The sequence below is a fragment of the Aeromicrobium sp. genome (assembly GCF_036675695.1).
In the GTDB taxonomy this organism is placed as follows: domain Bacteria; phylum Actinomycetota; class Actinomycetes; order Propionibacteriales; family Nocardioidaceae; genus Aeromicrobium.
Map to the genome: position 1 here is coordinate 24,022 of NZ_JAKFEL010000051.1, position 20,511 is coordinate 44,532.

At 61.8% G+C, this 20,511-nt stretch carries 20 protein-coding genes; 12 read left to right on the forward strand and 8 right to left on the reverse strand.

Annotated elements, in window-relative coordinates; all coding sequences use genetic code 11:
- Positions 1–12: 12 nt before the first annotated feature.
- A complete protein-coding gene (locus tag V6M39_RS03125) occupies positions 13–2,742 on the forward strand; it encodes a branched-chain amino acid ABC transporter permease/ATP-binding protein (RefSeq protein WP_332642211.1) in 2,730 nt (909 codons plus the stop codon).
- Positions 2,742–3,428, forward strand: coding sequence for an ABC transporter ATP-binding protein (locus V6M39_RS03130; RefSeq protein WP_332642212.1), 687 nt, complete (start codon positions 2,742–2,744; stop codon positions 3,426–3,428). Before V6M39_RS03125 ends, V6M39_RS03130 begins: the two co-directional genes overlap by 1 nt.
- A gap of 53 nt (positions 3,429–3,481) precedes the next feature.
- On the opposite strand, the gene V6M39_RS03135 is transcribed toward V6M39_RS03130, so the two are convergent.
- From V6M39_RS03135 to V6M39_RS03145, 3 genes are read right to left on the reverse strand one after another with little or no spacing between them, the layout of a single operon-like run.
- The gene (locus V6M39_RS03135) at positions 3,482–4,231 is read right to left on the reverse strand and encodes a crotonase/enoyl-CoA hydratase family protein (protein WP_332642213.1); all 750 of its coding nucleotides are present in this window, start codon (positions 4,229–4,231) and stop codon (positions 3,482–3,484) included.
- The gene (locus V6M39_RS03140; protein ID WP_442880663.1) at positions 4,228–5,001 is read right to left on the reverse strand and encodes an SDR family NAD(P)-dependent oxidoreductase; all 774 of its coding nucleotides are present in this window, start codon (positions 4,999–5,001) and stop codon (positions 4,228–4,230) included. The genes V6M39_RS03135 and V6M39_RS03140 overlap by 4 nt, the downstream gene beginning before the upstream one ends.
- A 16-nt stretch (positions 5,002–5,017) precedes the next feature.
- On the reverse strand, positions 5,018–6,190 hold the full coding sequence (locus tag V6M39_RS03145) for a thiolase family protein (RefSeq protein WP_332642214.1): 1,173 nt from the start codon (positions 6,188–6,190) through the stop codon (positions 5,018–5,020).
- 64 nt (positions 6,191–6,254) lie between these two features.
- Here V6M39_RS03145 and V6M39_RS03150 point away from each other — a divergent pair, with 64 nt between their 5' ends.
- The gene (locus tag V6M39_RS03150) at positions 6,255–7,448 is read left to right on the forward strand and encodes an acyl-CoA dehydrogenase family protein (protein ID WP_332642215.1); all 1,194 of its coding nucleotides are present in this window, start codon (positions 6,255–6,257) and stop codon (positions 7,446–7,448) included.
- Between the two features lie 254 nt (positions 7,449–7,702).
- A complete protein-coding gene (locus tag V6M39_RS03155; protein WP_332642216.1) occupies positions 7,703–8,530 on the forward strand; it encodes an SDR family NAD(P)-dependent oxidoreductase in 828 nt (275 codons plus the stop codon).
- Between the two features lie 331 nt (positions 8,531–8,861).
- On the opposite strand, the gene V6M39_RS03160 is transcribed toward V6M39_RS03155, so the two are convergent.
- Complete coding sequence (locus V6M39_RS03160; RefSeq protein WP_332642217.1) at positions 8,862–9,362, reverse strand: ImmA/IrrE family metallo-endopeptidase; 501 nt, start codon at positions 9,360–9,362, stop codon at positions 8,862–8,864.
- 47 nt (positions 9,363–9,409) lie between these two features.
- Positions 9,410–9,910 (reverse strand): helix-turn-helix domain-containing protein, encoded by a 501-nt coding sequence (locus V6M39_RS03165; protein ID WP_332642218.1) that lies wholly within the window; start codon positions 9,908–9,910, stop codon positions 9,410–9,412.
- A 174-nt stretch (positions 9,911–10,084) separates the two neighbouring features.
- On the opposite strand from V6M39_RS03165, the gene V6M39_RS03170 reads away from it, so the two are divergent.
- The 3 genes from V6M39_RS03170 to V6M39_RS03180 are packed head-to-tail and all read left to right on the forward strand — an operon-like array spanning position 10,085 to position 11,917.
- Positions 10,085–10,360: a multiubiquitin domain-containing protein gene (locus V6M39_RS03170; protein ID WP_332642219.1), complete on the forward strand. Its 276-nt coding sequence runs from the start codon at positions 10,085–10,087 to the stop codon at positions 10,358–10,360.
- Positions 10,341–11,534, forward strand: a complete 1,194-nt coding sequence (locus V6M39_RS03175) for a ThiF family adenylyltransferase (RefSeq protein ID WP_332642220.1) — start codon at positions 10,341–10,343, stop codon at positions 11,532–11,534. The genes V6M39_RS03170 and V6M39_RS03175 overlap by 20 nt, the downstream gene beginning before the upstream one ends.
- The gene (locus V6M39_RS03180) at positions 11,531–11,917 is read left to right on the forward strand and encodes a DUF6527 family protein (RefSeq protein WP_332642221.1); all 387 of its coding nucleotides are present in this window, start codon (positions 11,531–11,533) and stop codon (positions 11,915–11,917) included. Before V6M39_RS03175 ends, V6M39_RS03180 begins: the two co-directional genes overlap by 4 nt.
- Before the next feature lie 258 nt (positions 11,918–12,175).
- Here V6M39_RS03180 and V6M39_RS03185 read toward each other — a convergent pair whose 3' ends face one another.
- Positions 12,176–13,420, reverse strand: a complete 1,245-nt coding sequence (locus V6M39_RS03185; RefSeq protein ID WP_332642222.1) for a hypothetical protein — start codon at positions 13,418–13,420, stop codon at positions 12,176–12,178.
- Positions 13,421–13,532: 112 nt separating this feature from the next.
- Between V6M39_RS03185 and V6M39_RS03190 the strand changes: the two genes are divergently transcribed.
- Positions 13,533–14,072 carry a DUF1697 domain-containing protein gene (locus V6M39_RS03190; protein WP_332642223.1) on the forward strand — a complete coding sequence of 180 codons (540 nt, stop codon included), beginning with the start codon at positions 13,533–13,535 and terminating at the stop codon, positions 14,070–14,072.
- Positions 14,073–14,131: 59 nt separating this feature from the next.
- Here V6M39_RS03190 and V6M39_RS03195 read toward each other — a convergent pair whose 3' ends face one another.
- Together V6M39_RS03195 and V6M39_RS03200 are read right to left on the reverse strand one after the other, a co-directional pair.
- A complete protein-coding gene (locus V6M39_RS03195; RefSeq protein ID WP_332642224.1) occupies positions 14,132–15,511 on the reverse strand; it encodes an MBL fold metallo-hydrolase in 1,380 nt (459 codons plus the stop codon).
- Positions 15,512–15,608: 97 nt separating this feature from the next.
- The gene (locus V6M39_RS03200; protein ID WP_332642225.1) at positions 15,609–16,253 is read right to left on the reverse strand and encodes a hypothetical protein; all 645 of its coding nucleotides are present in this window, start codon (positions 16,251–16,253) and stop codon (positions 15,609–15,611) included.
- A gap of 322 nt (positions 16,254–16,575) precedes the next feature.
- On the opposite strand from V6M39_RS03200, the gene V6M39_RS03205 reads away from it, so the two are divergent.
- The 4 genes from V6M39_RS03205 (at position 16,576) to V6M39_RS03220 (ending at position 20,493) form a co-directional block, all read left to right on the forward strand.
- Positions 16,576–17,175, forward strand: a complete 600-nt coding sequence (locus tag V6M39_RS03205; RefSeq protein WP_332642226.1) for a glyoxalase — start codon at positions 16,576–16,578, stop codon at positions 17,173–17,175.
- A 67-nt stretch (positions 17,176–17,242) separates the two neighbouring features.
- Positions 17,243–18,526, forward strand: coding sequence for a GAF domain-containing protein (locus tag V6M39_RS03210; RefSeq protein ID WP_332642227.1), 1,284 nt, complete (start codon positions 17,243–17,245; stop codon positions 18,524–18,526).
- Between the two features lie 63 nt (positions 18,527–18,589).
- On the forward strand, positions 18,590–20,113 hold the full coding sequence (exaC, locus tag V6M39_RS03215) for an acetaldehyde dehydrogenase ExaC (protein WP_332642228.1): 1,524 nt from the start codon (positions 18,590–18,592) through the stop codon (positions 20,111–20,113).
- Positions 20,113–20,493, forward strand: coding sequence for a DUF779 domain-containing protein (locus V6M39_RS03220; RefSeq protein ID WP_332642229.1), 381 nt, complete (start codon positions 20,113–20,115; stop codon positions 20,491–20,493). The genes exaC and V6M39_RS03220 overlap by 1 nt, the downstream gene beginning before the upstream one ends.
- Positions 20,494–20,511 lie beyond the last annotated feature (18 nt).

A 20,511-nucleotide genomic window follows, 5' to 3' on the forward strand; every position in this document is an offset into this window, starting at 1 on the left:
ATAGGGACACTGATGAGCCAGGTTGTTCAGTTCATTTTGCTGGGCCTGGCGGCGGGCTCCCTGTACGCGCTCGCAGCCCACGGGCTCGTTCTCGTGTACAAGAGCTCAGGTGTACTAAACCTGGCTCAGGGAGCGGTGGGGATGCTAGGTGCATTCCTGTTCTACCGGGTTGGCGACGACCACAACTGGTCAACGCCGGTTCGATTCGCTCTCGGGATCGGTGTCCCTGCGCTCGTGAACTGCGCTATTCACCTTCTGGTGATGCGCAGGCTCAGGACAGCATCGCCCCTAGTCCGGCTTGTCGCCGGGCTAGGGGTGCTGTTTCTGTTGCTGTCTGTAGCGACGTCGATGTTCGGCGATGCCGGAACCAGCGTCGTCTCCCCGTTGCCTACAACAATCCGTCGGCCATTCGGCAATGACGTGATCATTTCCGAGGACCGACTTTGGCTGATGGGCATCGCGATTGTCATGACCGCTGCACTCTGGGCGATTTACAAGTTCTCCGCTTTTGGTCGCCAGACAGAAGCCGTGGCGGAGAACCCGCGCGCTGCCGCCGCGCTCGGATACTCCCCTGATCGGATCGCGGCAGTGAATTGGGCAGTCGGCGGGGCGCTGGCGGGGTTGGCCGCGATCCTCATCGCACCGGTGCTGCTACTTCAGCCTGCAGCCCTTTCCCTCATCATCCTTCGGGCACTCGCCGCCGCACTGGTCGGGCGTTTCCAGTCCTTCTGGATCACGTTGGCCGGCGCCCTAACTATCGGAGTAACCGAATCGCTTCTCGCGCGGTTCGTCGCACATGACGGCTTTTTTGAACGCTTCACCAATTCGGAGGGCTTGCTCTTCGGATACTTCTCAGGGCAATCAGTCTCACGTTCAGTGGCGTTCTTGATCATCGTCTTCGCTGTCGCTATCGGGGGACGGGCGCTCCCCCTGCGAGGAGAACTACTCGATAGGCTCCCTGCCGTCGGTGACGGTCGTGTGCAAACCAAGTTGGTTCTTCCTGCGTTCGTAGTGGCTGTTGCCCTAGTGCTGACAGTCCCAGACGTGTGGGCGACAGCAATCAGCTCGAGCCTTGCCATGGCGCTGATACTTCTCTCGATTGTTGTCGTGAGTGGATACGTCGGGCAATTGTCTCTAGCTCAAGTTGCCTTGGCCGGGATGGGTGCGTGGATTGCGGGACGTCTTGTCGATGCGACGAGCCTGCCCATGCTGGCAGCCGTGCTCGTCGGTGTTTGCCTCACGGTGATCGTCGGAACGGTCGTTGCTTTGCCGGCCACGCGGGCTAGAGGCGTCAACCTGGCTGTTCTGACATTCGGTCTGGCGGTTTGCATTGTCGAGCTTGTCCTGGCGAATCCGGCCCTGACAGGAGGGCTTGAAGGTACGCGCGTACCTGGCCTCACCGCGTTTGGCGCGACGATCGATCCGTTCGAGCAGCCCGGTAGGTACGCTGCAGCAACCTTGCTGGTGCTGGTGTTCGCACTCTTGATTGTTGCGAACTTGCGAAGAAGCGGCACTGGTCGGCGACTTCTCGCGGTGAGGGGAAATGAGCGCGCCGCGTCTGCGTTGGGGATCGACGTGTCGCGCACGAAACTCTACGCATTCGCGCTTGGCTCGGCTATCGCCGCGCTGGGTGGCATTCTGCTCGCGTTTCGCGAGCACACAGTGGCGTTTGCATCATTTGGCACCGTCAACTCGATTCAATCAGTGGTCCTCGCGACGATTGGCGGTATCGGATATCTTCTCGGGCCGCTGATGGGCGCGATGCTAGCTCCCGGCGGTTTGGGCGATCAGATCACTGCAAGTCTTGGACTTTCGGGGAACCTCGTCGACATGCTTTCGGGGGCTCTCTTGCTCGCGGTGGTCCTGACGAACCCGAACGGGATGGCTCACACTCCGTCACGCCTCATGTCTCGGTCGAAGAAGAAGACTTCCTTCCAAATCCTGCTTGATCGCGACGACGCGATCGCACCGGATCGACCTCCCAAATCGTTGATTGTGGAATCGCTCGCGGTTCGTTTTGGAGGGGTCAAAGCGGTTGACGGCGTTGATTTCCGGGTCGCGCCGGGAGAAGTACTCGGGCTAATTGGTCCGAACGGAGCAGGGAAGACCACCGTGCTCGATGCGATCACCGGCTTCGTGCCGTCAGGCGGCGATGTAACTCTTGGCGAGGAACTGATTTCGAGGATGAGCACCCACGCTCGGGCACAGCGCGGTCTTCAGCGGTCCTTCCAATCGCTGGAACTCTTCGACGACCTGACGGTCGCAGAGAATCTGCTAGTCGCATGCGAAGTGCGCAGCCCGATGTCTGGAGTTTCAGATCTCGCTAGGCCGGCAGTACCGCGCCTATCGCCGAGTGCGCGCCAAGCAATCAAAGACTTCGACCTGGAGTCAGTTCTCGATGAGTCACCACGCGAACTTTCCTTTGGCCAACGCCGACTCGTGGCGATCGCACGGGCCGTGGCGTCGACCCCTTCACTTCTTCTGCTCGACGAGCCAGCCGCAGGGCTGGGGGAATCTGAGTCGGCTGAGCTAGGTGTCCTTATTAGACACCAGGCCAGCCAGCGAGGGATAGGTGTCGTAATCATCGAGCACGACGTCGAACTGATCATGTCGATCTGTGACCGGATCTTGGTGCTCGACGCGGGCAAGGTCATTGCGAGTGGTACTCCGAGCGAAGTCACGACTGACCCGCGCGTCATATCCGCCTACTTAGGCGCGGCGCCAGTGAAAGGAACGCTCTGATGGCTCTGTTGGAGATCTCGTCAGCTTGTTCGGGTTACGGCGGTGCGCCCGTTTTGAAGGACGTGTCCCTCTCGATTGACGAGGGGGAGGTGGTCGCTCTGCTGGGATCTAATGGGGCTGGAAAGTCGACGACGATCCTCACGATTGGCGGGGAAGTTCCTCTAGCGTCGGGAACCATCGAGTTCGATGGCGCAACGCTGCGAGGTCCACTCCATTCGCGTGCAAAGCAGGGCATCGCCTTAATCACAGACGATAGGTCTCTGTTCGCACAGATGAGTGTTCGAGACAACCTAAAACTCGGCCGGAGTGATATGGCGCTTGCTTTGGACCTGTTTGGGGAGCTCGGTCCTTTGCTGAATAGGCGAGCTGGGCTTCTCTCGGGCGGGGAGCAGCAAATGTTGAGTGTTGCGAGGGTTCTCGCGGCTCGTCCCCGAGTGGTCCTTGTCGATGAACTTTCATTGGGTCTCGCCCCGTTGATCGTTGATCGGCTACTGAATGCGATATCTGAAGTCGCGAGTACCGGCACCGCTGTTCTGCTCGTGGAGCAGCACGCTCGCAAGGCCCTGGCTGTCGCAGACCGCGCATATGTACTGTGCCGAGGATCGGTCCAGCTTGAGGGGTCTGGCTCTAGCTTGCTCGAGCGCTTCGACGAAGTGCAGCGGGCATACCTAAGCCCTGGCGCGTAGAACGCGCCAGGGCTCAGGATTACGACCGGAAGGGAGGGAGTAGTTCCGTGTCGTTACCTACCCGCCCAAACGGGCGGGCGCTTCTCGGCGAAGGCCTTCGGGCCTTCGACAGCATCCTCTGACTCGAACACGCCGGGCGCATAGTCATCCTGGAGCTTCCACGCCTCAGCCTCAGAGATGCCGATGGAGCGTCGAATCAATTGCTTGCTCGCCCGAACACCGAGCGGACCATTCTTTGCGATCCGTTCTGCAAGCTCGAACGCTACGTCCACGGCGGTGCCCGGCTCCGCGAGTCGGGAGATCAGGCCATAGCCTGACGCCGTCTCCGCGGAGATTGAGTCGGCCGTAAGCGCCAGTTCCATTGCCACGCCGAAAGGAACTCGGTTCGGCAGTCGGAACAACGCGCCACCGGCCGCGAACAGACCAACTCGAGTCTCCGGGATGCCGAACTTGCTTCCCTTCGCGGCCACGAGAAGATCGCAGATGAGTGCGATCTCGAGCCCGCCGGCGAGAGCGAAACCCTCGATGGCGGCGATCAGCGGCTTCTCGCTACCTTCACTGAGAAACGTCTCGAACCCCTTGGGTGGCCCCTCGGCGGCAAATGCCTTCAAGTCCATACCCGAACAAAAGCCGCGACCGGAGCCTGTCAAGATGCCCACCGTCAGGTCTGGATCGCTGTCGAGGAGCTCGACGGCCGCCGCCAGACCATTGGCAAGCTCCGTGTTGACCGCGTTGAGTGCTTCGGGCCGATTCAGAGTTATCAGGAGTACGCGCCCCCTGCGCTCTGTCAGGACCGCACTCATTTGATGGGCAGACGGATAGCGCCATCAACCCGGACCACTTCGCCATTCATGTAACTGTTCGAGAGCATCTCGACTGCGAACGTGGCGTACTCGTCGGGGAATCCGAGACGGTGAGGGAACGGAACGCTCTTCGAGAGGTTCGCTTTGAAGTTCTCGGAGAACTCACCCTCGCCGTAGATCGGCGTATCGAAAAGTCCCGGCGCGATGCAGTTAACGCGAATGCCGGAAGCTGCGAGGTCCCTCGCAACTGGCAATGTCATGCCGACGATTCCGCCCTTTGACGCGGAGTACGAGGCTTGCCCGATCTGCCCGTCGAAAGCGGCGACGGAGGCGGTCGTAATGATCGCGCCTCGTTCCCCACCATCGAGTGCTTCCGTTTGCATCATGGCACCGGCGGCCAAGCGAATGACATTGAAGGTACCGATGAGGTTCACGCGAACGATTCGCTCGAAGGTATCGAGATCGGCAGGTGAGCCATCCCGCGCGACGGTTCGTTCGGGTGCCCCGATGCCGGCGCTATTCACAACAGCGCGGAGCGGTGCGAGCTCAGCGGCGGTGGCTACTGCCGCTGAGACGTCTTCAGTACTCGTGACGTCGGCGCGAACGAACACGCCGCCGATTTCCGCAGCAAGTTCCTTTCCTGCTGATTCGTTCAGGTCGAGCACGATGACGGTTGAGCCACGCTCAGCCAGACGTCGTGCGGTCGCTGCCCCAAGTCCAGAGGCGCCTCCGGTAACAATGGATGACGTGCCTTGAAAGTCGATAGTCATGGGTCTTCTGCTCCGTCTAGAGGGTTTCGATGATGGTCGCGTTGGCCATGCCGCCGCCTTCGCACATGGTGATCAGGCCGTACTTGCCGCCGGTCTGCTCGAGTGCATTGAGCAACGTCGTCGTGAGGCGCGCACCCGAGCAGCCAAGAGGGTGGCCGATAGCGATCGCGCCGCCGTTGATGTTGACCTTGTCCATGTCGGGCTTGAGCTCCTCGGCCCAGGAGAGAACGACAGAAGCGAATGCTTCGTTGATCTCCGTGACGTCGATGTCAGCCATCGTGAGACCGGAGCGCTCCAGCACCTTGTGTGTCGCCGGGATCGGGCCGGTGAGCATCTTGACCGGGTCGTCGCCAGCGACGGCGAAGGTGTGAAAGCGCGCCCGGGGCTTGAGGCCAAGCTCCTCGGCCTTCTCGGCGCTCATGATCAAGACCGCGGCGGCGCCGTCGCTGATTTGCGAGGAACTCGCAGCCGTGACCTTGCCGTCGGGGATGAAGGCTGGCTTCAGGCCAGCGAGCTTCTCAACCGTCGATCCCTCACGGACGCCCTCATCGACCGCGAACAAAACTTCGTTGCCTGCTTCGTCCTTGACGGGAACCGGGACGATCTCGTTCTCGAAACGACCCTCGGCGATTGCTTCTGCAGCGCGTCGATGAGACTCGACGGCGTAGGTATCGAGATCCGTTCGGGACAGCCCCCACTTCTCGGAGATCATCTCGGCGCCGATGCCCTGCGAGACGAGTCCGCCGCGGTCGGCGTAGCGGGCGTGCTGAGCGGGGCTGAACGCGTCCTGGTTGAACGAGTTGTCGATGCTGGCGCCCATGGGCACACGCGTCATCGACTCAACACCAGCCGCCACAACGATGTCATAAGCGCCCGACATCACGCCCTGAGCAGCGAAGTGCACCGCCTGCTGGGAACTGCCGCATTGGCGATCAACTGTCGTTGAGGGCACGGACTCGGGCCAGCCGGCTGCCAGAACCGCGTTGCGGCCGATGTTGAGAGCTTGCTCACCGACCTGCATGACGCATCCCATGATGACGTCATCGACGAGGGCCGGATCCAATCCGTTGCGAGTCTCGAGTGCCTTGAGCACATGAGCTGCGAGGTCGACCGGGTGCCAATCGCGGAGCGACCCATTCCGCTTTCCGAGGGGTGTTCGAACCACATCGACGATAACTGCGTCGCGCATAAGATCTCCTGAAGGGTGTACGAAAGATAGAAAGATCGTACAGTCTATGGTACTGTCCCGCAACATGACGACCTACGCGAACTCGGTGAATGCGCGCCCTGACTACGAGGCGACGACCCGACACCCGATCTTCAACGACGACCACGAGCAGCTCCGCAAGACGATTCGCGCATTCGCAGAAAAGGAACTTGCGCCGCACGCTGATGAGTGGGAAGAGACGACGTTTCCCAGCTCCGTATTCAAGCGAATGGGCGAGCTGGGATTTCTCGGTCTCGACAAGCCAGAGGAGTACGGCGGCCAGGGAGGCGACTACGCCAGCGAGCTGGTACTCGCCGAAGAAATCGTCCACTCGAATTCCGGGGGGCTAGCGATGGCAGTGGCCGTTCACGTGGACATCGCGATGCCGCCGATCATCGCTTTCGGCAGCGAAGAACAGAAGCAGCAATGGATCGTCCCTGCGATTGCTGGAGAGAAGATCCTTTGCTTGGGGATTACGGAGCCCGAAGCCGGCTCGGACGTGTCGCAGATCAAGACGCGAGCCGTGAAGGACGGTGACGACTACGTCATCAACGGTTCGAAGATGTACATCACGAACGGCCACCGCGCCGACGCGATCGTTCTTGTGACCAAGACAGATCCTGACGCCGGCTACGGCGGATTCACCATGTTCCTCGTTCCGATGGACACGCCTGGTGTGATCCGAGAGAAGAAGTTGAAGAAGCTCGGGATGCACGCATCCGATACAGCACTCCTTGTCTTTCAGGATGTACGAGTTCCTGCGAGTGCTGTTATTGGTGAGGTCGGCAAGGGCTTCTACCAGATCATGTGGCAGTTGCAGGGGGAGCGCCTGATTGCGGCGGCGGGCTGCGTTTCCCAAGCGCAGAAGGTATTTGACGACACTCTCCGGTACGCGAAAGAGCGGTCCACATTCGGCAAGGTTCTCGGCACGCACCAGGTCATTCGCCACAAGTTCGCCGAGATGGCTGTGCAAATCGAACTCGCGCGTCAGCAGGTGTACTCCTGTGCGGCCAGGGTGCAGAACGGGGACTATCCGGTCAGGGAAATCTCCATCGCGAAGCTCAACGCCGCGCGCATGGTGGTGGCCATCGCCGATGAGTGCATTCAGATCCACGGCGGCGCTGGCTATATGACGGAGTACGGCATTGAGAGGGTCTGGCGAGACATGCGGCTCAACAGGATCGGTGGCGGAACCGACGAGATCCTCCTCGACGTAGTCGGCCGGTCGTATGGTCTCTGATTTCCACTCACCCGAACCAGCCCGGGCCGTCGCGCTCGTGAACTGCGCAGACGGCCCGGGCTGCCACGACAACTTGACCCAACATCTACACACGGATTGGACGTTCATGAGCAACCCCGCAATGAAGGTCGCCGTGGTGACTGGATCTGGCCGAGGCATCGGTCTCGATCACGCCCTCAATCGCACCTACGTGGGCGCGCGGGTGGTCGTCCACGGCAATTGGTAGTCAACATCTACGCACAGATTGGACGTTCATGAGCAAGCTCGCAAACAAGGTCGCCGTGGTGACTGGATCTGGCCGAGGCATCGGGCGCGAAATCGCCCTCAAGCTCGCCTCCGAGGGCGCACGGGTAGTCGTCAACGACCTCGACGCTCAGCCCGCGGAGGAGACGGTTTCCACGATAGAGGCAATGGGCGGGGAGGCGATCGCATGTATCGGAAGCGTCACCGCTGAGGGCTTTGCCGAGCGCTTCATCGACACCGCAGTGGGCACGTTCGGCGCCTTAGACATCATTGTGAACAACGCTGGCTATACCTGGGACAACGTCGTTCAGAAGATGACCGACGAGCAGTGGGACGCGATCCTAGATGTACACCTGAAAGCGCCTTTCCGGATTCTCCGTGCCGCCCAGCCCGTCATTCGCGACTTGTCGAAGCAGGACGCGGCGTCTGGAGACATTCGGGCTCGAAAGGTCGTCAACGTCTCCTCTATTGCTGGAGTGAGCGGAAACGCGGGGCAAGCGAACTACGCGTCAGCAAAGGCCGGTGTTATCGGACTTACTAGGGCCATGGCCAAGGAGTGGGGCCGCTACAACGTCACTGTGAATGCCGTTGCGTTCGGGCTCATCTCGACGCGTCTGACAGACGCATCAGCGGACGGGCCGAGCGAGATCGACATCGCCGGGCAAAAGATCGCCGTCGGCGTCAACCCCGAGTTGCTCAAGGCGGCTGAACGCGCGATCCCACTTGGACGTGCAGGGACGGCCTCCGATGCTGCCGGTGCGGTCTTCCTGCTCTGCAGCCCCGAGTCCGACTACGTCAGCGGTCAGACCCTCATCTGTGGCGGCGGATGGGAAGGGTGACCTAGTCGCCCGGCGTATGAATCGAAGAACATATTCGATTCACAAACGGGGGTGGAACGGACCAGGCAATTGACGGAAAAGTGGGCGCCATGGGGACGTGTCTGGACACGTGCCTTTCGAGATCTCCGCGTGGACACATTTTGGGCACACCTTGTTGTGATCTAGCGGGATTCAGACACATCACTGTGATGCGAATGCATTGGAATAGCAGGGTATTCACGCATTGGCGCAGGTTGCGAAAGGGCGAATTTCGAGTTCAAATCCCACCCAAGACTCGCTGCGGCGTGCGCTATGCCTCGCGCTTCCATCGTTGGCCGTCAACGGCTTTCGTCTATCGGGCGACGGCTTGCGAGGCGACGCCTGTTGTGTTGTACCGAAACCTCGCCATCTCGACGGTCACGTCGTACTGGCTCGCGATCTGCTCGATACTGGCACGACGGCGCGCCGCACTCAGAAGCAGCGGCCGGGGTAGGAGCAGGGTGCCGCCGAACGCTGTGGCTTCTTCTTCCTCTTCGGGCTTGCAGGTGCGAAACGGCATCCCATCGATCTCGCGGATTTCTGACAAGTCGTGCGCGAGCAGTACGTGCGCAAGTTCGTGTGCGATGTCGCTGTTCTGGCGACCAGTTGTGCGCAATGGGTTGACGACGACGATCTTTCGGCCCTCAATGTCGAAGGTGGCTGCGGAGAACGCGAATGCTTGGAGGCGTTCGAGTTCCTCCAACTCTGCGAGGTCTACTAGATCACTGGCGTCAACGATCGCAACGTCGAGATGATTAGCAAGATCGCGTGGGTCGAGTGGGTCATGGGGTGCGAGTCCAAGCTCTTTGCGCATTCTTGCTGCTTCTCGCTCGGCTTCAGCTTTGAAACCGCGCCGTAGCGTCACAGATCCCCGGCAGCCACGCGGGCTGCCAAAGTGTCGTGCATGTGACCAAGCATGGAGTTGAGGCGATGAGGAACGCCGGGACGTAGCGTTGTCGCGGCCCGAAGATGGCATGCGACAACCTGCCGTTGTGCCGGCCCTTTTGCCAGGACGTCGTACATGTTGCGTAGAACGTCCGCGATCTTCAAAGCCGCGTCGGGTTCCAGCCTCGGGTCAGATGTCAGATGTGCTATTGCTTCGTCGATCGGAGTGACCTGGCGTTCGTTGACTGGTGTGAAGAAGTGAGCGGGGGACACTCCCAGCCATTCGCAGAGCAGCGTGAAGGAGGTGAGGTCGGGTTGTGCGCCAGCCTCGATGCGCGTGAAGGTGCTGAAGCTGACTCCGGCTTCAGCTGCGGCTTGCCGCAACGACAGCCTGCCACGGTGTTCGCGCAGCATTCCTCCGAGTTGGGCGAGGTCGAGTCGCTCAACGGTGGAGGAGTTGTCAGAGGCGCCAGTCACGCTGTTCCTGTCGGCCATGCCGACGTCACACGGTTCCGTTGCATGCGCCGATACTAGCGCGGAATTGTTGCTTCAAAGACACGACACGGTGATTCTGGCGATCGTCACTGCCGCTTTACTGATACAGTCAAGGCACAGAGTTCCGAACGGGGCTCATCTTCGAAAGGAGGGGCCATGAGTCCCGAAACCAGCAAGAATCCTGATCACGGCAAGCCGCCCGTGACGATCTTCGTCAACACTCGCGAGTTCGCCTGGACTGAGAAGGAGATCTCGTACGAAGAGGTCTACAACTTGGCGTTCCCCGATGAGCCGCTCAATGACGGTGACGTCGTACGGGTTGAGTACTCGCGGGGACACAACGGGGGCGGTGCCGGTTCGTTGCAGCCCGGGCAGACGGTCAATGTCAAGGTGAACATGGTCTTCGATGTGTATGTCACAGTTCGATCGTGATCCGTCGACTCGTCGACTGCTCGACGACGGCTACTGCCTCACGTTTGAGGGCAACCACCTCCTAGTCGAGCACGTCCCTTACGTCACCGCCGCCAAGACGGTGGCGTACGGGCGACTCGCCCTTCCTGTCGTGTTCAGCGGCGACATCGTTCAGGACAGTTCCGGTGACCATCGGATCTGGTTCATCGGCGAGCAGCCCTGCGACGAGAACGGGGCGCCGATCCCGGGTCCTTCACCCGAGGCGCACGCCATCACTGCGGAGACCAGTGCGAGCTTCATGATCTCCAGCAAGCCCAAGAACGGCGGCGCCTACGCCAACACCTACGACAAGATCACCTCGTACGCGCGCATCTTGAGCCATCCGGCGAAAACTCTCGACCCGAGTGTGACCGCCACCCCCGGTGCCGGCTGGACCGAGATCCCGGACGACCTCCCGTTCGTCTACCCCGACACCGGTACCGCACGCGCTGGCTTGGCAGCCATCAACTCGAAGTTCCGCGGCCACCGCATCGGCATCATCGGTCTCGGTGGAACGGGCAGTTACATCCTCGACCAAGTCTCCAAAACCTGGGTCGTCGCGATCGACCTGTTCGACGGCGACGTGCTCGACAACCACAACGCCTACCGCGCGCCCGGCGCTGCCGACATTGAAGACCTCAAACAGCGCCCCAACAAGGCCGACCACTTCGCGCGCGTCTACTCCCACATGCACACCGGCATCACCGCCCACCCGGAATTCATCACTGCCAACAACCTCGAACTCCTCGGCAACTGCACGTTCGTTTTCATGGCAGCAGCCGATGCTGACGACAAGCCCGCGATTCTCGCCTGGCTGCGCGAACGTGCCATCCCCACCATTGAGGTCGGCATGGGCATCCGCGACGAAGGTGGTCATCTGTCCGGACTGCTGGCGGTCGTCAACCACTTCCCTGGCGTTCCATCCAGCCCGGCCACTAGCGCCACCGGTGGTGCGCGCGACGACTACGACCGCAATATCCAGACCGCCGACCTCAACTGCCTCAACGCCATGCTGGCAGTCATCAACTGGAAGAAGTACCTCGCTTACTACGCCGACCTCGAACAGGCCGATGAAACCGTGTATCGGATCTTCACCGGAACGATTCGCAACGGGACCGTCGAACAGAATCAGAGCATCGAGGAAGGTGCAGCATGAAGGTGAGTCACATCGTTGCGGAGTTCGTGACATCGTTTCCCGACCAGCTCGAGCCTGGCCGCCTTTACGTGTCGACCCAGTTCGCAAGCGCATCGCACCTCTGCGCCTGCGGTTGTGGTCGCGAGGTCATCACCCCCCTCTCGCCTGCTCAGTGGGTACTGACGTTCGACGGAACGATCTCTGTGAAGCCGTCGATCGGGAACTGGGCTTTCCCATGCCAGTCCCACTACGTCATCGACCACGGCAACATCCGGTGGGCGCGCGGCTTCACTCGCGACGAAATCCACCGCAACCGCGAATCGGACGGAAGAATTCTCGCCGCGACCCATCCTCCACATTTGAGTTGGTGGGATCGGTTGCTTGGGCGTCACAAGGACAAGTAGGCGCGGTTGCGGGCGCGATGTGCGCCCGCCGCGGCCCGCGCAGGCGCCAGTCAGTGGCAAATGGATGCCCACGGCGCGCACCCCCGGCGCACCCCCAGGATGAGAATCGATGGAATCTGCGGTATCAATGGGACTGGAATTGCAGGACAAAACACCTTAGACAGTCACTCGTAATGAAAAGGTCATCGGTTCGATTCCGATAAGCGGCTCCACAACAACACGTTGCTCCGCAGGTTTGGCTACTCCAAATTGCGGAGACTAGATCGCACCTTCCAGCTTGATTGAGTCTGGGCCGTCCTGGAGTGCGCGACGCAAGAGTTCTCCGGCCACCCTCTTTAGTTGTCTAAGGGGGCGGTTTTCGAAGGCCTCGGACGTGCTGTCCAAGAAGTAGTCGAAGGGATTGGCACCGGGAATGACCTCCGAGCCGTGGATGTGCCCAGTGTGTACCGTTTTGGATCTGAGGGTGTAGATCCGGTCCAAGGCCGCGGCTTCCTGCTCGTCGAGCACTAGCCTCAAAGCAAGTTTGAAATTCTTGCTGATTCCGGTTTGTACACCGCATTCTTGGCATCGAGGACGTGGCGCGAGCCCGTCTGAAAACACTTCGATACACGCTGTGTAGGCGACAGCGGCCATAGAAGGGTGGCGTCGCTCAATGTATTCGCCTTCCAAGAAGGCATCAAGGGCTCGGCGGCACTTCGTGTTGGGGAGTTGGGTCCGCTCCCATCCGAGTTCGAACCATTCAGGTAGTTCTACTGCATTTTCGACCGGACCGTCCATTTCGGGGAAGGGGAATTCGGGTGTGCCCACTTCCGATTCGGGTACATGAGGCTCACCGTGCTCAAGCGGTCTCGCGGCCTGTCGAACTGAGATGGGTTGCCCGAATCTGAGGCTCAACATCCCACAGAGAGTGTGCAGGTCCCGCGCGGCTAAGAGCGAAGCGCTGTTCCACGCGTACCCGATACTTGACCCCGAGACAATGATCGGTATCGATACCAATAGGCTGCCGCCACCCATGGAGTGCTCTGATCGTTGTATTTCGCGGTACTTGATATCAGAGGACTTAAGGCTCATGCCCCCGACTTGTCCTGGCGCGGCCAAATGAATTTCTTGGCCCCCGATCCGATCCGCTGAGGGCCCGATGACTGCCGCCCATGCGAATGACTCGCCCTCCGTCCCCAGGGTCTCGTCCACCCGCTTTACCGCCGCCGACAGGAGTTCAATGACGGTCTCGTCGGGGGACACCGATCCGGCTGCAAGTACTGCTGTTGCCCCGCTGATCTCAGTTAGGAGCGCGACTGTGTCGATCCGAATGCCGTCTCGATATAGGCCGAGAACGATAAACGGCCCCGTGGTCGCGTCGGTCAGCACCGAGCCGACCTTTACTCCGGATGGGTCGAGCTCTTCTAGAGCCTTATAGAGGCGAACGAGCCATTCTTCTCCCGCATCTCCGAGTCGTGCGCCGGAGACGCCAACCTCTTTGGCCCAAGTGAGTTGATCCAGCATGCTCGAATGATTGCACCGCGTGACCCGAAGCGCTGGATTCGCGCTCGACCGCGCCTTCTGCACCGGAGGCACCGCGTTTCAAACTGTCTGTGTGTCGAGCGAAGATCGTCCTATGAAGTACGTCGTGCTGTTCCGCGGCATCAATGTCGGCGGACGCAACAAGATCCCGATGGCTGAGCTGCGAGTGCACTTGTCCGAGGACTTCGACAATGTGCGCACCTACATCCAGTCCGGAAATGTGCTGCTCGAGAGCAAGCTCTCGGCCACCAAGGTGGCGGAGCACATCGACTCCAACCTCAGGTCGGCTTTCACGATCGACTCCGACCTCGTACGCGTGCTGGTGCTCGACCCCAAGAGCTACGGCGAGGTCATCGCAGGTGCGCCCAAGGGTTTCGGCAGCGATCCAGACACTTATCGCTATGACGTGTTCTTCTACATGGGCGTCACTGCAGCCGAGGTCGAGCCGCACATCGTCGCGCACCCCGAGGTCGACGAAGTAGTCGTCGGCAAGCGGGCCACCTATCACCGCCGGATCGCGGCCAGGGCGTCGAGCAGCCGGGTCAACAAGATCATCAGCTCTCCCGTCTACCCGGGCATCACGATCCGCAACTGGAACACCACGACCAAGCTGGCCGCACTCCTAGCCGAGTAGGTGCTTCGTGGGTGATCGTCAGACCGCGATTCCCGAGACGTTCCCAATGCCATCCTCGATCAGAGTCGTACGCGCTCAAGATAGCGCGGGACGACGGCGTTCCAACCAAGGTCGTCGGTCAGTCGCGCGGCCAGGGCCCGCGCTGCGTCCTCCTCACCATGCACGACATAGGCGGTCTCCGGCGGCTTCATCCCCGACAGCCACTGCACCATCTGCTCGGCGTCGGCATGTGCGGAGTAGGCGTTGGTCATCTGGACCTCTGCTAGCACCGGGACATAGCGGCCGTGGATCTTGATCTGCTTCGCGCCATCTGCAAGGGCGCGCCCCCGGGTACCAGGCACCTGGAAGCCGGTCAGAATCACGCTGTTGCGGGCGTTAGGCAGCTGGTGCGTCAGGTGGTGCAGCACGCGGCCGCCGGTCGCCATGCCGGAGGCCGTCACGATGATGCAGGGCTTGCCGGGCCGGTTCAACTTCTCCGACTCCTCGACGCTCGGAGCGAGCCTCAGACGGGTCGGCCGGTACTGTCCGCTGGCCCCGGTCACCTCAAGTCGGAGCTGAGGGTCGTGCTTCGCGATCGCCTGCTCGTAAACTTCGAGCGCGCGCAGGGCCATCGGGCTGTCAACGTACACAGGAACCGATGGGATCCTGCCCTCATTCTCCAGGCGCGCCAGGATCATCAGCAGCACGAAGGTGCGGTCCACGGCGAATGCCGGCATCAGGACGACACCGTCCCGGCCGACCGTGCGGGTGATGGTGTCCGCCAACAGATCGTCGTCCTCCGCCTCATGCAGCCGGTTTCCGTAGGTCGACTCGACAACAACCGTCTCGGCATCGTGGGGTGTCTCCGGAGGCAGCAGCAGCGGATGGCCAGGCCGTCCGATGTCGCCGCTGACAAGCAGTCGAGAGCCTCCGACATCAAGCTCTGCGTAGGCCGATCCGAGGATGTGCCCGGCAGAGCGCAGCTCCAGACCGACCTCTCCGCCGATCATCGTCGGGGTGTCGTGCGCCACGGTGGTGAGCAGGGCGATCGCCTTCTCCGCGTCACCGGAGTCGTACAACGGCAGAGCTGGCTCGTGCTTCGAGTAGCCGTGCACGTTGGCGTAGGCAGCGTCGCTCTCTGCAATGTGCGCCGAGTCGCGCAGGATGATCGCGGCGAGCTCCGCAGTTTCGGGGGTGCAGAAGGCCGGCCCGGTGAATCCGTTCCTGACCAGGAGCGGGAGGTACCCGCTGTGGTCGAGGTGGGCGTGGGTGATCACCACGGCATCCACCTTCGCCGGGTCGACGGTCAAAGGCTCCCAGTTGCGGCGCCGCCACAGGCGCTCACCCTGGAAGAGTCCGCAGTCGATCATGACGCGTAACTCTTCAGTGTCAACGAGGAACTTGCTGCCGGTGACGGTTCGAGCGGCACCGAGGAACGTCAAAGAATTGTGCCCTGCCATCACCGGTCATCCCTCTCACTGATCTCGCCTGAATGTGAGCCTCGGGGTTCACCGTGAGTACCGACAGAGGCCAAGGTCCCCAAGCCCAAGCATCCGCCTATTCGACGACCACCTTGGGTACGTCTGTCGACTCGACGACCCCGCATACTTCGGCGCATGGACCGCCACGGATGATCCGGTCGTAGTCCGCGCGCCGGCGACTCCATGCGACCGAGATCGCGAGCCCAGCAACTACGGAGCCGAGCCACCCGAGACTCAGGTCCACCACCGTGTCGGCGTAGGCCGTGGGCAGGTCACTGGATCTGGTCATGAAGGAGACGTACTCGAACACTTCCCAACCGAGTGCCAGCGTCATTCCGGATGCGACGGCGCGCTCCATGGTTGCTGCGACGGTCGTCACGCGAGGTGACGCGGTGAGCACCACCGCTGCACTGAGCAGGGCGGTGTTCATGAAGTGCATCCAGTCGTCGAACCACACGATCGAGTCATAGAGGTCGAGCCGGTTGCCGAGGATGTCAGTGAAGCAGGTGGCCGTGACCATGAGGTCGACGAGCCAGGGGTAGGTCGAGTGTCGGCGCCGGAGCAGCCATCCGATCGGCACCACGAACGCGAACAGCGGGTACGTGATCGCCCGAGCGAGGGGTGCCTTGCCATCAAGGTGACCCCAGGACGGGTCGGCAACCGAGAGGAGCAGGAAGGCAACCAGCAACAGCTTCGCTGCGAGGTCCAGGGCCGCGAGCATGACCCGAAGGTGTTGCCGACGTGAGTGTCGCCCTGCATCGCCGCGCGGGTCGGTAGACACCTCCGCCACGTGATGGTTCGACGTCAGGTGACTCATGGCAGACCGCTCTGGCGCTCGCTGTACATCGGTCACATCGTTTGCGGTCGCCATACCTCGATGCTCCGCCTGGTTCGATCGCGCGGAGCAGGGGACAAAGACCCCACCTGACCGGGACGTTCGGGCGCTGCCTCCTGCGCTGGTGGTCTGCCAGCCGCACGAAGACGGCTGGACTGATCAGTTTTCGAGAAGCAGCCGAGGGCACTGCGCACATAACGTCGTGGTCATGACAAACATCAACCACATCACCCTCGAAGTAACTGACACGACGGCCGCCAAGGCCTTCTACGCCGCCGCCTTCGACGTCGACAAGCAGATCGAGCTTCGACAGGCATCGGACGAGCCAAGCGAAGGGTTCCGCGGCTACACGCTGTCGCTCGTCGTCGCCCAGCCGTCGACCGTCGACAGCCTCTTCTCCTCAGCCCTCGAAGCCGGCGCCACCGAGATCAAGCCGGTGACCAAGAGCTTCTGGGGATACGGCGGATCGCTCCGGGCGCCCGACGGCACGATCTGGAAGATCGCCTCCTCGTCGAAGAAGGAGACTGGACCGGCGACCCGGCAGATCGACGATGTCGTACTTCTGCTCGGCGTTGACGACGTGAAGGCGACCAAGCAGTTCTATGCCGATCAAGGTCTGAAGGTCGGCAGGAGCTTCGGCAGCAAATACGTCGAGTTCGAGACCACGAACGTCAAGCTCGCGCTCTACGGCCACAAGGCGCTCGCCAAGGACGCCGGGGTGCCAGTCGGCGGCACGGGTTCGCACCGTATCGCGATCAGCAGCGATGCCGGTACGTTCACCGACCTCGACGGCTTCGGCTGGGAATGAGTCAGCGGTAGGCGAAAGGGACGTTTGGCCCGGTACGACCGGCAATACGAGGACGTACACTCCAGAAATGGTGGGCAAGCACGATCTCGCGATGCCGCCGGGTGCAGACCCGGCGTCGCTGTCGAGATATCTGAACGAGGCACACGACGAGTTCGTGAGCTCGGGCCAGGCCGACCCCGCCTTGCGCCAGCTGGTGCTGGACTCGTGGCAGCGGAGCGTCGACGGCGGACTCGACCCGGAGCGGGCGATGGCAGTCATCCGACTCGATGATGCTGCCCTCGCCGAGATCCGTGACACGCACCCATTGGCGGCGGGCATGCCGGTGATCCGGCGGCTCCTGGTCGAGAGCGCTGCCGACGCGGGCTTGCTCGTCGCGGTGAGTGATGCCGCCGGTCAGCTGCTGTGGGTTGAGGGGTCGGCGTCGTTGCGATCGCGTGCCGAATCCATGCACTTCGTCCCCGGCGCTGACTGGAGCGAGACGATCGCCGGCACCAATGCGCCAGGTACCGCCCTTGCGCTCGATCGCCCGGTGCAGATCTTCGGACCAGAGCACCTCGCCAGGCAGGTCACGCCATGGAGCTGCTCGGCAGCACCGATCCACGATCCCGACACCGGGGCGGTGCTCGGCGTGCTCGACCTCACCGGCGGTGCTGAGGTTGCAACGCCCCAGAGCCTGACGCTCGTACGCGCGACTGTTGCGGCTGTGGAGGCGGAGCTGCGCATCGAACGGTTGAGTCCGTCGAAGCCGGCTGTCGTCTCGAGCGGTTGGTCGCTGCCAGCACTCGACGTGCTGGGCGGCCATGGCGCGACACTGCGCCACGGATCCACCACGACCCGGCTCAGTCTCCGGCACAGTGAGCTGCTGCTCCTGATCTCCGAGTCAGCGGATGGCCTCACGACGGACGAACTGGGCGTGGCTCTCAGCGATGACGAACAGGCGAAGGTGACCATTCGGGCAGAGATGTCCCGCCTTCGATCGGCGCTCGGACCGATCGAATTGGCCTCGCGTCCCTATCGCCTCAAGAACGTGATCGAGACGGATGTCGTCCGCGTTCGTGACGAACTCGCCCGGGGGCAGCTTCGCCAGGCAGTCGCGTCATACCGGGGTCCGATACTTCCGACATCGACCGCACCTGCGATCGAGCGTCTGCGCGACGAGCTGCACATGCATGTCCGCTCCTGCCTGTTGATGAGCGAGAACGCGGACGCGCTTTTGTCGTTCGCCGACACCGCCCATGGGCGTGACGACTTCGAGATCTGGCAGCGCACCCTCGAGGTCCTGCCGCTCACATCACCCCGCTATGCCCAAGTGGCGGCGCATGTTGCGCGCCTGGATGAGGAGCTCGGCTGAGCAACCTTTGTGCAACGTCGGTGTGACTACGGTCACGATAACTGACCACAAAGGAGCACCCCCATGACTGTCTACGCTCAGCCGGGTACCGAGGGAAGCGTCGTTTCCTACAAGCCCCGCTATGACCACTGGATCGGTGGCGAGTATGTCGCGCCGGTCAAGGGCCAATACTTCGAAAACGTCTCGCCGGTGAACGGCAAGGTCTTCACCGAAGTCGCCCGCGGCACCGCCGAGGACATCGAAGCCGCGCTCGACGCGGCACACGCCGCTGCACCTGCCTGGGGCAAGACCTCAGTGACGGAGCGCGCGAACATCCTGAACCAGATCGCTGACCGCATCGAGCAGAACCTTGAGATGCTCGCCGTCGGCGAGACGTGGGACAACGGCAAGCCCGTACGTGAGTGCATGGCTGCCGATCTGCCTCTCGTGGTTGACCACTTCCGCTACTTCGCTGGTGCGATCCGGGCGCAGGAAGGCTCGCTGTCGCAGCTCGACGACAACACCGTGGCCTATCACTTCCAGGAGCCGCTCGGAGTCGTCGGCCAGATCATCCCGTGGAACTTCCCACTGCTCATGGCAACGTGGAAGGTTGCACCGGCTTTGGCTGCCGGCAACGCCATCGTCCTCAAGCCGGCCGAGCAGACCCCCGCATCGATCATGTTGCTGATCGAGCTGATCGGGGACCTGCTGCCCGCCGGTGTCCTCAACATCGTCAACGGCTTCGGTGTCGAGGCGGGTGCACCGCTCGCGCAGAGCTCACGCATCCGCAAGATCGCCTTCACCGGCGAGACAACGACCGGTCGACTGATCGCGCAGTACGCGAGCCAGAACTTGATCGCCTCGACGCTGGAGCTCGGTGGCAAGAGCCCCAACATCTTCTTCGAAGATGTGGCGAAGCACGATGACGCGTTCTATGACAAGGCGCTCGAGGGCTTCGCGATGTTCGCTCTCAACCAGGGCGAAGTGTGCACCTGCCCGAGCCGCGGACTGATCCAGAACTCGATCCTCGAACAGTTCCTTCCCGCAGCAACCGAACGGGTCAAGCAGATCGTGCAGGGCAACCCGCTCGACACTGACACCATGATCGGCGCTCAGGCGAGCAACGATCAGCTCGAAAAGATCCTGTCGTACTTCGACATCGGCGTGAAGGAAGGTGCGCGCATCATCACCGGTGGTGAGCGCGTCGACCTCGGCGGCGATCTGTCGGGCGGCTACTACGTGGCGCCGACGATCTTCCAGGGCAACAACAAGATGCGGATCTTCCAGGAAGAGATCTTCGGACCGGTCGTCTCGGTCACAGGCTTCGAGGACTACGACGATGCGATCAACATCGCGAACGACACGTTGTACGGTCTCGGCGCAGGTGTCTGGTCCCGCGACACCAACACGGCATACCGCGCCGGCCGCGACATCCAGGCCGGTCGAGTGTGGACCAACTGCTACCACCAGTACCCCGCCCACGCCGCGTTCGGTGGCTACAAGTCGTCCGGTATCGGCCGTGAGAACCACAAGATGATGCTCGACCACTACCAGCAGACCAAGAACCTGTTGGTGTCCTACGACCAGAACAAGCTCGGCTTCTTCTGATGGTCGAACGCGTCGCGATCACCCCGAAGGCTGCGGAACTTCTCCGCAGCCTTCGGGCCTCGCACGACATGCCGCTGATGTTTCACCAGTCAGGCGGATGTTGTGACGGGTCCGCGCCGATGTGCTTCACGGAGGGCACCTTCCTGACGGGTCATCAGGACGTACATCTGGGCGACCTGGATTACGGCGCGAGCGAGGTCGCTCCCGTATGGATCTCGCGCGAGCAGTTCAACTACTGGTCACACACCCACATCACGATCGACGTCGTACCAGGTCGAGGCGCGGGATTTTCCATTGAGGGCCCAACCGGAAACCGCTTCATCATCCGGTCGCGGGTCTTCACCGAGGACGAAGCCGCAGAACTCGCGCTCGCCGACTAGTCACTAGGGACCTTGGAC

Coding starts and splice junctions, on each gene's coding strand:
- V6M39_RS03125 (WP_332642211.1), top strand. CDS start 13: ATGAGCCAGGTTGTTCAGTTCATTTTGCTGGGCCTGGCGGCGGGCTCC.
- V6M39_RS03130 (WP_332642212.1), top strand. CDS start 2,742: ATGGCTCTGTTGGAGATCTCGTCAGCTTGTTCGGGTTACGGCGGTGCG.
- V6M39_RS03135 (WP_332642213.1), bottom strand. CDS start 4,231: ATGAGTGCGGTCCTGACAGAGCGCAGGGGGCGCGTACTCCTGATAACT.
- V6M39_RS03140 (WP_442880663.1), bottom strand. CDS start 5,001: ATGACTATCGACTTTCAAGGCACGTCATCCATTGTTACCGGAGGCGCC.
- V6M39_RS03145 (WP_332642214.1), bottom strand. CDS start 6,190: ATGCGCGACGCAGTTATCGTCGATGTGGTTCGAACACCCCTCGGAAAG.
- V6M39_RS03150 (WP_332642215.1), top strand. CDS start 6,255: ATGACGACCTACGCGAACTCGGTGAATGCGCGCCCTGACTACGAGGCG.
- V6M39_RS03155 (WP_332642216.1), top strand. CDS start 7,703: ATGAGCAAGCTCGCAAACAAGGTCGCCGTGGTGACTGGATCTGGCCGA.
- V6M39_RS03160 (WP_332642217.1), bottom strand. CDS start 9,362: ATGCGCAAAGAGCTTGGACTCGCACCCCATGACCCACTCGACCCACGC.
- V6M39_RS03170 (WP_332642219.1), top strand. CDS start 10,085: ATGAGTCCCGAAACCAGCAAGAATCCTGATCACGGCAAGCCGCCCGTG.
- V6M39_RS03175 (WP_332642220.1), top strand. CDS start 10,341: ATGTCACAGTTCGATCGTGATCCGTCGACTCGTCGACTGCTCGACGAC.
- V6M39_RS03180 (WP_332642221.1), top strand. CDS start 11,531: ATGAAGGTGAGTCACATCGTTGCGGAGTTCGTGACATCGTTTCCCGAC.
- V6M39_RS03185 (WP_332642222.1), bottom strand. CDS start 13,420: ATGCTGGATCAACTCACTTGGGCCAAAGAGGTTGGCGTCTCCGGCGCA.
- V6M39_RS03190 (WP_332642223.1), top strand. CDS start 13,533: ATGAAGTACGTCGTGCTGTTCCGCGGCATCAATGTCGGCGGACGCAAC.
- V6M39_RS03195 (WP_332642224.1), bottom strand. CDS start 15,511: ATGGCAGGGCACAATTCTTTGACGTTCCTCGGTGCCGCTCGAACCGTC.
- V6M39_RS03200 (WP_332642225.1), bottom strand. CDS start 16,253: ATGCTCGCGGCCCTGGACCTCGCAGCGAAGCTGTTGCTGGTTGCCTTC.
- V6M39_RS03205 (WP_332642226.1), top strand. CDS start 16,576: ATGACAAACATCAACCACATCACCCTCGAAGTAACTGACACGACGGCC.
- V6M39_RS03210 (WP_332642227.1), top strand. CDS start 17,243: ATGGTGGGCAAGCACGATCTCGCGATGCCGCCGGGTGCAGACCCGGCG.
- exaC (WP_332642228.1), top strand. CDS start 18,590: ATGACTGTCTACGCTCAGCCGGGTACCGAGGGAAGCGTCGTTTCCTAC.
- V6M39_RS03220 (WP_332642229.1), top strand. CDS start 20,113: ATGGTCGAACGCGTCGCGATCACCCCGAAGGCTGCGGAACTTCTCCGC.